12 protein-coding genes are annotated in these 12,065 nt (G+C 42.9%); 4 read left to right on the top strand and 8 right to left on the bottom strand.

Translation table 11 applies throughout. The features are described 5' to 3' along the window. Window positions 1–29: 29 nt before the first annotated feature. From QUA00_RS16520 to vapB, 4 genes are all read right to left on the bottom strand, one after another. Window positions 30–227: a DUF6753 family protein gene (locus QUA00_RS16520; protein WP_333410295.1), complete on the bottom strand. Its 198-nt coding sequence runs from the start codon at window positions 225–227 to the stop codon at window positions 30–32. A gap of 5 nt (window positions 228–232) precedes the next feature. Further along, the gene (locus tag QUA00_RS16515) at window positions 233–427 is read right to left on the bottom strand and encodes a hypothetical protein (protein ID WP_333410257.1); all 195 of its coding nucleotides are present in this window, start codon (window positions 425–427) and stop codon (window positions 233–235) included. A 196-nt stretch (window positions 428–623) separates the two neighbouring features. Then, window positions 624–4,337 (bottom strand): DUF3883 domain-containing protein, encoded by a 3,714-nt coding sequence (locus QUA00_RS16510; RefSeq protein ID WP_333410256.1) that lies wholly within the window; start codon window positions 4,335–4,337, stop codon window positions 624–626. 151 nt (window positions 4,338–4,488) lie between these two features. After that, window positions 4,489–4,710, bottom strand: coding sequence for a type II toxin-antitoxin system VapB family antitoxin (vapB, locus tag QUA00_RS16505; protein ID WP_333410255.1), 222 nt, complete (start codon window positions 4,708–4,710; stop codon window positions 4,489–4,491). A gap of 274 nt (window positions 4,711–4,984) precedes the next feature. Here vapB and nadC point away from each other — a divergent pair, with 274 nt between their 5' ends. Beyond that, on the top strand, window positions 4,985–5,845 hold the full coding sequence (nadC, locus tag QUA00_RS16500) for a carboxylating nicotinate-nucleotide diphosphorylase (RefSeq protein WP_333410254.1): 861 nt from the start codon (window positions 4,985–4,987) through the stop codon (window positions 5,843–5,845). 222 nt (window positions 5,846–6,067) lie between these two features. Here the strand turns inward: nadC and QUA00_RS16495 are convergent, their stop codons facing one another. Together QUA00_RS16495 and QUA00_RS16490 are read right to left on the bottom strand one after the other, a co-directional pair. Then, window positions 6,068–7,096: a C39 family peptidase gene (locus tag QUA00_RS16495; protein WP_333410253.1), complete on the bottom strand. Its 1,029-nt coding sequence runs from the start codon at window positions 7,094–7,096 to the stop codon at window positions 6,068–6,070. Window positions 7,097–7,579: 483 nt separating this feature from the next. Next, window positions 7,580–8,908 (bottom strand): pitrilysin family protein, encoded by a 1,329-nt coding sequence (locus tag QUA00_RS16490; protein WP_333410252.1) that lies wholly within the window; start codon window positions 8,906–8,908, stop codon window positions 7,580–7,582. Between the two features lie 240 nt (window positions 8,909–9,148). Here QUA00_RS16490 and QUA00_RS16485 point away from each other — a divergent pair, with 240 nt between their 5' ends. Then, window positions 9,149–10,021 carry an ABC transporter permease gene (locus QUA00_RS16485; protein ID WP_333410251.1) on the top strand — a complete coding sequence of 291 codons (873 nt, stop codon included), beginning with the start codon at window positions 9,149–9,151 and terminating at the stop codon, window positions 10,019–10,021. Window positions 10,022–10,096: 75 nt separating this feature from the next. Here the strand turns inward: QUA00_RS16485 and QUA00_RS16480 are convergent, their stop codons facing one another. Together QUA00_RS16480 and QUA00_RS16475 are read right to left on the bottom strand one after the other, a co-directional pair. Then, window positions 10,097–10,231: a hypothetical protein gene (locus QUA00_RS16480; protein ID WP_333410250.1), complete on the bottom strand. Its 135-nt coding sequence runs from the start codon at window positions 10,229–10,231 to the stop codon at window positions 10,097–10,099. Between the two features lie 440 nt (window positions 10,232–10,671). Further along, the gene (locus QUA00_RS16475; RefSeq protein WP_333410249.1) at window positions 10,672–10,818 is read right to left on the bottom strand and encodes a DUF1348 family protein; all 147 of its coding nucleotides are present in this window, start codon (window positions 10,816–10,818) and stop codon (window positions 10,672–10,674) included. Between the two features lie 52 nt (window positions 10,819–10,870). On the opposite strand from QUA00_RS16475, the gene QUA00_RS16470 reads away from it, so the two are divergent. Further along, complete coding sequence (locus tag QUA00_RS16470) at window positions 10,871–11,221, top strand: methyltransferase domain-containing protein (protein ID WP_333410248.1); 351 nt, start codon at window positions 10,871–10,873, stop codon at window positions 11,219–11,221. 179 nt (window positions 11,222–11,400) lie between these two features. Further along, a partial coding sequence (locus QUA00_RS16465; RefSeq protein ID WP_333410247.1) for a transposase occupies window positions 11,401–12,065 on the top strand: 665 nt, incomplete at its 3' end.

Genomic DNA, 12,065 nt, shown 5'->3' with positions numbered 1-12,065 from the left:
TTGAATTTACGCTTTTCTAAAGGCTCTACCTAAATCGTGCAGAACCCCGAAGTAGCTGGCCACCGCGCCACTTCCACAGCTACCCCCAAACGCCGAACATCTTTTTTGCATTCTAAATTAGCAAAACTATCCGAATTCCACGCGCTCAAATTTCGTGCAAACCTCGCCTCAGCGTTAGTTGCCCACCCTAAAGTCTCCCGCTGCTCTTGAGTTAGATTAACTGCTATAGCTTTTACTGTAGCTTAAATTCGCTATCGGGCTCATTAGTCATTACTTCCAAGCGATCGACTTCCTCGAACCATTTTGCCCAAGCTGTAGCAATATCGTCTGGGAGTTTGGGTTCAGCTATTCTATTTTGGTGCTTGTGCATCACAAAGTCGAGGAAGTCGTTGACTTCTGGCAAAAATGATTCGGGACGTTGCTGCAATAAGGGCGATCGCGATATAACGAATAGTCACAATAGTTGCCTCTTTCTGTCCTCTTTATTTTAACAAAATCATCACAAGTGATCGCCCTGAATTTTAGAAGTCAATAGTGGGCGGTCGCTGAAATTTAAGTTATAGCTAAACGGTTGAGTTATCGGGGATCGAATATATACCCAATTTGCTAGGCTACTTCCATCATCAACCATCTAGTAATCGGACAAGTTTAAGAAACTTAACTCTTGGTGTTTCAGTCCGAATCCTAAATACCCTAGCTAAATAATAGTGATCCTCGTTTTCAGAAAAATTCCACTCGGAGTTACCGACATAAAAAGGAATCCTATCGGCTCTAGACTCTTCAGTTGAAGTTGTTTTTGCGTCAATATACAGATATTCTTTCCCCTCGTTATCGCTAACAGAAAAGTCATAGGGACTGAAACTTTCAGAATTTTTATTGAGCCAGTTAACACGACTTTCACCAAATTTCTCAACCAGTTTATGGTACAGAAACTCTTCCCCTTCCCAACCAATAGCTGCGATATCTTGGTTCTCCTTATTGTCTACCAATTCACCGATCTCTTGTAAAGAAAATTCTTTTTTCAAAAGATTAAAAGCTTGAAATTCCTGCTCAGAAATCTGTTCTCTCAATTCTTTCAGTTCTTTGTATTTGGCTCGATTTTGAGCAAAGTCTTGCAAATCTTGTTCTGATATCTCAGAATTTTCTGCCAACTCGGTTAAAACTGATAGTTTGTCCCGATGATTAAGAATCGTGAAAATTCCACTACTTACCTCGTTGTCATCTAATGTCTTCAGCAATAGTTGTGCTTTATTGGCATAAAAATAACTAAAGAGTTTTTCTATTTTTTTATCATCTCGTTGAGTGTTAGACCATTCAATCATTGCAGTGATTACTTGGGTAAACTTTATATCACTTGTTTTATGATTGTGTTCCCACTCTTTTATGGCTTGGTCAATTTCTGTAGCAATGTCTTGAATAGTTTTTGTTTTTTCTTTCTCAAATAACTGTTCAACTCTTTTTAAACTTCGATCGAGCAGGAAATCATTCCAGTAATCAGAAGTAAGAAGCTCAAGGATCATTTTCAATTCTTCAGGAAGATCCTCATCTTTCTTCATATCTTTTTTGTGCCTAAACTGACCAGATTGATTGGGTAGAATTGCATACAAATTAAGGATTTTATCATCCTGTTCTGCTGCAAAATAGCTAAAGTTGTCTAGCCATTCAATGGCTGCATTCCGATCTGAGTTAAAATATTTTACAAAACCTTCTAGGTTTTCACAATTATGGATAGCCTTGGCTATACAGTTTAGTATCCATTTATTACAGGCATTCCATGAAAAGTCTTGTAGGTTAGGCAGGGATTTCTGGGATGGAATTTCGCCAGGGTAGAACCGATCGGCAAACGCCCAAATAGCTAGTTTATTTGAGTCCTTGGGTTCGGAATCTCGAAAATAGCTAATGAGCTTATAGATGGCGACACTAAAACTCCAATACTTCGCTAAATCATCCTTATCATTTTTTGCATCTTGAAGGCGCTTTTGAATATCATCTGAAACGTCTTTGACAGTCAACTGATTACGATGATTCTCAAACCCTCTAATCGCTAAGTCCAAAAGCTTTCCTCTACAACCACAACCTAAATCTTCCAAGACATCCTTTAATTCATCGGGAATTTTGTTGTCAATATAGAGTTGTTCCACTTCTTTGAATATCCCTTCTTGGTTGGGAAAAATCACCTTCTTACTGTATAGCTTCGATTGTTCTTCTTGTTTTAGGAAGGCAATAAAGCGATCGAGCCAAGAAATAGCATCTTTTGGAGTAACGTTGAGCTGTTTGCTCAAATTTTGAACATTTTTGAGCTTTTCAATATCGTCAACTAAAGTTTGCATCAGCCACAAATCTGCTTCTTGCCAAAGTGAAGGTATCCATGATTCCAGATGAATCTTATTTGGTACACAACAACTATCTATATCTCGTGCAAAATCCCAGATGGCATCTCTTTTTGAAACAAGTTTAGTATTTTGTTCAAACTCCGCATCACTAGGAAAGCAACTGACAATAGTGTAAACTGCTTTCCTTAAAGATAAATGCCCCTTGATTCTGATAAGTTTATCAATGTTATCAACTGCTATATCAATATCGCGACTGTTTGAGAGCTGACAGGTAAGTTTTTTGTGAGCAAGAGCTGCTCTCCAGTCTAAGCTCAAAATTTTAAGAACGTCCTTTAAAGCTTCTGGGATTGCTATATCCCTGTACAGTTCTTGCTTTTTCTTGAATTGATTATACTGATTTGGAATAACATTATATTGCTCTAATAAATTTTCCTGACTTTGGCTGGTGAACGGAATTACCTGATTAATCCATTCTAAAGTATCTGAAGCAGTTTTAGAGAGGCTTATTGCAAGTTGATCGAGTGTTTGTTCCGCAGCAATATCTTGCAGCAATTGCTCTAGGGTATATCTAATTTCATCCGAAAACTTCTGGCCAAAATCAGACTTAAGAATGTCATGCCAATCAAGGACATGATCTGGTTTAGGTAAACGATTAGCGTGGAGTGAAGAAGCCAAGTCTGCAAATTGTTGTACGTCCTGCTTTAAGTTGTAGTCTAAAATCAGGGCTTGACTTAGGCATATTCTGTTACCTGAAACTGTGTCTACCACTGGAGCAGCGCTAAGCTTTGCCACAATTTGATTGGCAATCTTTTCTTTGTACCAATTGATATCAATGTTGTCTGGTATTTTGGCTTCCCTTTTCAGTTTTCCCAACAAATGGACATTTTGCCAATCTAATGTAACTTGATTCAGCAAGTCCCCATAAAGCAATGTCGCTTCTTCAATAATCGCTTTGTTTAGGGGTGTCTTCTGCTCATTTTCAGGGTTCAATAATATGCTATCTCTGGGTTCAGTGGGATTAAACAGATGGCTGTTAATCACAACAGGATACGGAAAGCTCTCTGAGCCAATGAGCGGAAATTCACAAAAAAGAATGGGAATTTCGTTAGTGATTTCCTTGATTGAGTAACGGTCATCTCCTAAAACTTCAACTTGAACAGCAATGGTAATAGTTTGATTATCATTGGATAAGCAAGCTATGGTTTGCGTCTCGCATGGAGACTCAGTGCTATTTCTCTCAATAGTTACAATTGAGATTTGGCCAATCTGATGACGATTGATTGTTTGATAAGAGTATATTGACTCCTTAGTATCATCGGTAACTGTAACAGATTGAATAGTAGGTATGAAAGCAAGTGCATAAGCGATCGCATTCTGCAAATCCTGAATGCCTGCTTCAGCTACTTTAAGGCCAGCATTATCCAAGACATAGCGAAATGACGTATCACAGTTTTGATTCTGTTGGTAGTTTGCGAGTGGTGGATAGACGCTATCGTTATCAATTTCCTCAAAGATGGAGAAAGCATCATCTACCTTTTGAATCATTTCATCCAAGTTTGTTGCGCTTCTGTCTAAAAGGACATTGAAACGCTTGTAGCTCAAAGACTCATCTTCTATATTTTGTAAAATACTGCTAACTTCAACTTGCCGTGAGAGCAAGTGAGTCGTCATGAAACCCGTTCCAAATTTGCCAGTTGTTTTGGGTAATTCATTTACTTCGGTAGTTCGCTCTTTGCTAGAAACCTGCTCAATTAAGTAAGTAATATTTTCAATTGAGAAAGGCTTTCCATTGTGTCTGAACTCAACATAGTCTTTCGTCAACAGGATTTCAACTCTGACTTGCTCATTGGCGACATCCTTGGCATTTTGCAGTAGTTCCCAAATCCATCGTCTTTTTGACGAAGGTCTGTCAGATAGCTGCTCAATCCCATCAAGAAGTTTGGTGGCAATGACTTTCTGATATGCCTTCTTTCTGGCGTCGTCCGCTTTCTGTTTGATACCCATGTTTTCTCTGGTAAGTTGAGATTTTATAGCAAACGCATCTATTCATTGAAGCACCAATACCCAAGGTTGTCAACGGGATACTCGCGACAGCTACTAAAGAATGCGTAGATGTCGCCATATTAACCGCCGCAACAATGGCTTAAGCACCACTTTACATATAATCCTTTAAATCTTCGAGAGGTTCATCAAAATCATCAGACATCCAGATTTTACCTTTCCAAATTCCAAGTCCGCCTCGCTTGGCAGCTTTTTCCGTTTTAGGAACTTCTTCCGCGTATCGGTTTACCAGAAATTCTATATAGTCAAGGACTGCTTGTTTGACAGATTCAGGCAATTTTTCGAGATTTTTTAAGATGGCGGTTTCTATCATCATTTTTTACTCTCCTTTAAAAATGACTGGCTGTATCATGGTTTCTGCTCGCGATCGCCCATCTACTCCATTAAACCACCAAAACCCAATGTCAGCCACAGAATAGCCCATTATGTAGTGCGATCGCCCCCGCGTCCCAAATCCCGTGAAGCGAAGCTATCCCGAAGGGAATCGCCCCAGATCGCACACACCATCATCATTCTGCAACTTGCCTAAAATTACCCGATCGACTATTGTTCCTAGTAGATATCATCTTGATATAACAACCAACAAAAACATGACAGCAATATTACCGCCTTGGATAGTTTTAGACTCCCTATTGCACAACTGGCTACTAGAAGATATCGGTAGGGGCGATCGCACAACATCGGCTTTATTTCCCGCAAACAGCATCCAGGGTACTGCTAAATGGATTGTCAAAGAAGCTGGAGTCATTGCGGGATTGCCAATTGCCGATCGCACATTTAAACTTTTAGACAGCAGCCTCAGTTTCATCCCCCAAGTACCAGAAGGAAAACTGTGCGAGAAAGGAGAAGTAATTGCCGAGATTTCTGGCAATTTCGATGCGCTGCTAACCGCAGAAAGAGTAGCATTAAACTTGGCAATGCGTTTGAGCGGCATCGCTACTTTAACTCAGAAATATGTTGACAAAATTGCCGATTTGCCCGTGCAATTAGTGGATACGCGCAAGACAACGCCGGGATTGAGATTGTTGGAAAAATACGCAACTCAAGTCGGCGGTGCTTGCAATCACCGGATGGGATTAGATGACGCGGTGATGATTAAAGATAATCACATTGCGGCGGCTGGGGGAATTGCAGAGGCGATCGCCCTAATTCGCAATTCTATCCCCTATCCGCTGACGATCGAAGTCGAAACCGAAACTCTCGCTGAAGTAGAAACAGCTTTGCAGCACAAAGCCGATATTATCATGTTAGATAATATGTCCTTGGATTTGATGCGACAGGCTGTGGGAATAATTCGCGAAAAGAGCGATCGGGTAAAAATTGAAGCTTCCGGCAATGTTACTTTAGAAACAATTAGAAGTGTAGCCGAAACCGGAGTTGACTATATTTCTACCAGTGCTCCGATTACGCGATCGACTTGGCTGGATTTGAGCATGAAAATTAATAGTTAGTTGACTGTTGACTGTTGACTGTTGACTGTTGTTATATCAAATCCGGGTTAAATACTCGCTTTATCTCTTAGTCTCTTAGAGAGGAACTTCGTTTGTGCGATCGCGTTGGTAGCGGTTTCAACCGCTTAGTGATAAAGAAGTTAATGAACCCGGATTTAGTATCATTAGTCAGTAGTAACAAGGCCAATTTCCCATTCCCAATTCCCAATTCCCAATTCCCAATTACTTCGAGATAAAATGAACCCAAAAATTTCCGTCAGGTATACAGAGGCTGCGGATTAAGCGGTAAGTATAGTGCAAGTAAGCACCGCTGACACTTGTATCGTAGCCAGTTCGGAACCACTCGCCATAGGGATCGTGGACGAAGAATCCCTCGCTGTCGTAGCCTGATGCAACTATAATATGACCGAAAGACGTGAAGTATCCGTGGATGACAGCGGGATTTCCGCTGGCTAGCCAATCTTGAACGTCATCAATAGTTGCATTCTCGGTAAAGAAATCTTGAGCGCCGTAATCTCTAACAATCTTTGCTAAATCGTAGGGGTCCCAGCGACTGTAACCTTTGGCGATCGCATATTCGTAAAGTTCGTCTTCATATTGACCGGTTTGTTTGCGCCGTGGCACCTTCAAAAACTCCATACACATCGCTAATGAAGTTACATTGCAAGAACCTGTAGGATTATTCAAGTTATCCAGTTGCGATAGATAAGGAATGCCCAGCCTGACAGTTGGGGGATTCGGTTTCGGAAAAAGCAGAATGCTGTCTTGAGTAATTTGAGCGTGTCCTCCGAAAACATACCAAACCCCTGAACCTTTGAAAGACTCGTTGCGGAGAGCAACTCGGATGTGACCGCGAGCCGGAGCAAAAGCCAGGATCTCCAACTCTTTTCCGGCTGGTATTACTTGTTTTTCTGAGTCCTGAAGTTGAGAAGACGCGACCGGTTTTGATTTAAAAATGGTGTCTCTGAGCGTTTTCAGGATCAGGGGCTGTGTGGGAATGTCCTCTGGTTTGGTTTCGATCAGCTTTTTGGCTGTGACTGCTCCCAAAAAACCCGGTTCGCCGCACTTCATCAGAGTTTGAAATCGGTGGAGTGCAGCAGTAGAGAGAGGGCCAAATTCCCCGTCTACGGGAGGCTTCAGTAAACCCAGGTCAATGAGGCGGCTTTGAATTTGGCTACTGAGTTCGTCGTCTGCAGCAATTGCTTTGGCATCGTACCTAATGTTTGAGTTGAGAAAGTTTTGTAATTTCATGCTTGCGTGCCCCTGTCAATCGATTTTAGATTTTAGATTTTAGAATTTAGATTTTAGAATTACGACCGCAGATAAATCCGGTGGCCCCATACCAAATTGCTCGATTGTCAATAATACCCTGTTTATCGTCTCATAAAATTACGGTAATTTTGCCGCTCAATCGATTTTAGATTTTAGATTTTAGATTTGAGAATTACGATCGCCGATAAATCTGGTTTCCCTAGACTAAATTGCTGGCTCGTCAATAATTCCCAGTTTATCGTCTCATAAAATTACGGTAATTTTACCGATCGCACGTACCTTAAAGGCTTCATATTCATTATTTGATACAAAACCTTCAAGGCGCGGGCCGATCGAATTTCACGCACTATTGACTAAAAATCCCTGGTGCGCGTTGACATTGTTTCTACCGAATTCCGAATGCCGTTGGATTCCTCAAAAGCAGAGGGATGGCAGAATTGCCCTGTTGAGGCGATGTCCGATTTATGCTTCGTCGGGGCGAATTACCACAACACCCATTGCGTCGGGAGACAGATATTTGACAGCGGCTTCTCGGAGATCCTCGGCAGTCTGAGCTTGGATGCAGGCGGAATAGTTGAGGGCGGGAGCGATATCTCCTACCATCGACTGATAGTAACCGTACAAACTTGCTCGATCGCTCGGAGTTTCGTTACCAAAGATAAACCGATTTGCTACTTGAGTGCGGATGCGGGAAATTTCGGCATCTGTTACCAGTTCGGTTTGGAGAGTGCGGATGTGTTGGACGATGGCTGCTTCCACTGCTGCCAAGTTTTCTGTGGGTAGTTGAGCGGAAATTGAGAATACACCGCCAAGTCGCTGAGTCATGTTGCTGACCGAAATTGACGAGACTAGCCCTTTTTCCTCGCGCAAATCCTGAACCAAGCGAGTTGTGCGGCCGTGACCCAATATTGTCGCCAAAACGTCCAGGGCATAAGTTTCGGACATTTCCATGAAACCTGGCACTCGCCACATCACGATCAGTCGGGCTTGCTGAAGGGCAGAGTCTACAAATTCGCGGCGGACTGTTTCTGTAAACGGCGATTCTTCGCCGTAGTTCAGGATTTGGGGCTCAGGGTGAAAGTTGCCGACAGCCGGCACATTTATTTTGTTGTTTTGTGCTGTACTTTTTGCAGCAAAACTGTCTGCGACAATTTCTATTAGTTGCTCGACTGGCAAATTGCCGACAGCTACGGCTGTCATAGCTCCTGGGTGATATCGGCTGCTGTGGAAATCCCGCATTTGTTGCGCTGTCAACTGTTCGATTACCGCAGTCGGGCCGAGTACCGGTCGCTTGTAGGGCAGGACTTCAAACGCTAATTCCATCGATCGCTGATAGGTGCGGCGGCGGGGATTGTCTTCCGATCGTCTAATTTCTTCTAAGACTACCAGCCGTTCGCGATCGAAGGCGTCGTCGGGAATGCTGGCATTCAGCAACACATCAACTTGCAGCGGGGCTAGTTCGGCAAAATCTTTAGGAGCTGTGGTGATGTAATAGTTAGTGTAATCTTGGCTGGTGGCAGCATTGGTGACAGCGCCGCGTTGCTCGATCGCGCGCTCAAATTCGCCACTAGGAATGCTCGGAGTTCCCTTAAAAATCATGTGTTCTAAAAAGTGAGCCATGCCGTTAATGTCGTCTGGTTCGACGGCTGAGCCTAAATTGAGCCACACGCTGAGGTTAACAGCATCGACCGGCAAGTGTTCGGCTATAACGGTGAGGCCGTTGGGGAAATGGCGGATTGTTGGGGCGTTGAGGGGCGATCGAGCTGAGGTTTTGAGTAAGGTTGATGTCATTGTGCTTTTAAATTTATCTTGTTCTCTATATCTTAAAGGGTCTTTAAGGAAGAGCTCAGGCACTGGACATTTGGGCCGAAAAATGCAATGGGATATTGACGGTAATCCACGCACCGAGTTTTTGGTTTCCCTGGAGCAAGTCCTGTTAACGTATTTCTGCGATCGCGATCGTTAATTTATCCTAATAGTTGCCCAAGTCCTCAGTTTTTTTGGTTACAGCAAAAGATGGAAAATCGAAGATTGAATAACAACTTAGTATTTCCACAAGCAGCTTTTCAACGATTTTGGCGATCGACTTCGGGGAAAATCGGCTTAATTTTGACTGTAGCGCTGACGATCGCGGCACTGTTGGCCCCCCTACTTTCCCCTTACGATTCGGCGGTCGATCGAGATTATTTGTCGCGCTTAGTGGCTCCTAGCGCTAAACATTGGTTTGGTACCGACAGTTTGGGGCGAGATTTGTTGGTGCGGGTGTGGCACGGATTGGGGATATCTTTACTTGTTAGCCTGGTTTCTGTGGGTGCGGGTTTAATTGTGGGAACGCTTTTGGGGCTGGTGGCCGGGTATTTTCGGGGGTTGCTGGAAATTGCGATCGGCACTTTGGCGGATATTTTGCTAGCTTTTCCTTCGATTTTACTGGCGATCGGCGTTGTTACCGTCACCGGGCCGAGCCTGCAAAGCGTAATTATCGCCGTCAGCCTCGTGCAAATTCCGATTTACATCCGCTTAACTCGCAGTATGGTGCTGTCTCTGCGGGAACAAGAATTTGTTTTGGCTGTCAAGGCCTTGGGCGCCAGCGACTTACGGATTATTTTTCGCCACATTTTGCCGGGAAGTCTCGCGCCTCTAGTTGTACAAGCAACTCTTTCGACTGGTACGGCGACACTAGAAGCTGCCGGTTTGGGTTTTTTGGGTTTGGGCGCACAGCCGCCGGTTCCTGAGTTGGGGACGATGCTTTCTGATGCTTTTAAGGGCGGATACGCTCTTTCGTCTCCTTGGACTATTTTGTTTCCCGGTTTGCTCATTACGTTGACTGTTCTGGGTTTCAACCTTTTGGGCGACGGGCTGCGAGACGCTTTAGACCCCAGATCCAATGCTGCGGCAAGGAAATAGCAATATTCAGGACTTACGCAGCAAGCACAGTATTTGAGCAATAGTGTCCCTCCTCTAAAAATTGTTCATGTATGCTCAAACTTTTAGTAACATCTGTAAGTCATATCGTTTCCGGTTGCATCGGTTAACCTGTTCGTCTGGAACGCCTTCAATGGCGATACCGCGAATGTCTGAACCATGTTGCAACTTTTTTAAGTTATACTTTTGCATAATAATCAATAGTAACTTTTCACCTAAGCCTCAGTTTACGACAAATTTTAACCAGGAATTGTTACCTTGGCTATTATCAACAAATAGGGAAATTTGAACTGCGAATTACAAAAGTTATTAAAAGCGATCGCCAAACATGAATTATATCAAATCCGGTTAGATATCAATGATATACAAGTGCGATCCGCTCGCTATCGAAAGCAAGCCTAGAGACTGAGAGAGTGGGAGGATTTCTCTTCTTCCCTCTTCCCTTTTTCTTCGATATTCTGAGATTATTTCAAGGAACAAATCCGCAGTCTGACCATCCTACCACTGCTATTCAAAGCGCACAGAAATTCGATTATCGGTAAAACTCCCAGTTCTTTTTTCAAACAGTAGTCTAGTTCTTTTGCCCATTTGCCTTTTAATAAAGCCTTGATTTGTTACCTTCCACTGAAAAATTAGACAGGGTTACGCCACGGTGAATCTTCGGCATAAGTTAAAGCTACTCGTTTTAGTTCGCGACTATTCCAGTCATCTTCTGCGATTTGAACTTTAGTTTTAGCAGTTTCCCGCGTAAAAGGTGGCAGTGGTGGTTGAGCTTCCATCGGATTGAATGATTTTGCTCCTTTTCAACGAGTCATCGAAATTAGCATAATAATGAACACAGCACAAGACCACTATAACCAGCAACTTGCTGCCGTTTACAGTTGGATGTCAGGAAACCCTGAAGCAGCGATCGAACGAAATCACGCTCTTTTTTGTCAATTGGGGATCGACTCCGCACCGCGAGGATTAGCCATTGATTTAGGTGCAGGCTCAGGATTTCAATCTATTCCTTTAGCGCAATTAGGCTTTTCGGTAGTAGCTATAGATTTCTGTGATGCCCTACTTTCAGAGTTACGCGATCGCGCTAAACATCTTTCCATCCGTACCATTCACCAAAAAACGAGCCAGAAGCCCCTGGCTTTAGACATGGGGAGGAAAGCGGCAGCGACGACAGTCGCCTAATATCTTTGTGCTCAATTAATTCCTTCATAGCAGAAGATACGCTACGACAGATTTGACCCGGAAAGTAGCTCGATCTACTTCCCGGGTCAAATCGTGAATACAAACAGAATTATCTTGTTGATTGTTGACATAAGGAAATCCTATTATGCTAGTATACTGTAACAAGGAGGAAAGAGAATATGTTTGGATGTCAACAGAATTTAATCAGCCCAACTAAAGACTTAAAAGCAATTCTAGAATTCCTTTGCAGCGAGTCGTCGAAGTTGACGAACTGCGGTATATATTATGCTCGTCAAATGTACTTTAAAACAGGCAAAATACCGAGTAGGGCTCTTTTGCACAAAGTGCTGGGTACAGAAAATCAAAACTTGCATTACAAAGCATTTTATTCCGATACCGCGCAACAGATTTTAACTACCGTCGCTGAGTCTTTTAAATCCTACATTGGACTACTGAAAGGAATTGGTAAAGGCACTGTAACCCAAAGACCTAGATTGCCAAATTATCGACAAGGCGGTCTAGCTTTAGTGACTTATACAAGTCGCTCCGTCCGACTTAAGGATGGACTACTGAGATTCCCATTGGGCAGCAAAGTTAAAACTTGGTTCGGACTGGATGCTTTCTATCTCCCTATGCCTACCAATCTCGACTACAAAGCAATCAGAGAATATAGGATTCTACCTCGAAACGGTTCCTTCTATTTAGAGTTGATTTACAAATCGAAAGATGTCCAAGTAGATGTAGATCGATCCAAAGCCTTGATGATAGACCACGGGATGAACAATTGGTTGACTTGTATCAGCAATGTGGGGACTAGCTTAATAATTGACGGACGACATCTGAA

Origin of the sequence: Microcoleus sp. T2B6 (genome assembly GCF_036700475.1) — a bacterium.
In the GTDB taxonomy this organism is placed as follows: domain Bacteria; phylum Cyanobacteriota; class Cyanobacteriia; order Cyanobacteriales; family Microcoleaceae; genus Microcoleus.
Note: the sequence above shows the minus strand (reverse complement) of the source record. Positions and strands in the feature narration are given on the sequence as shown.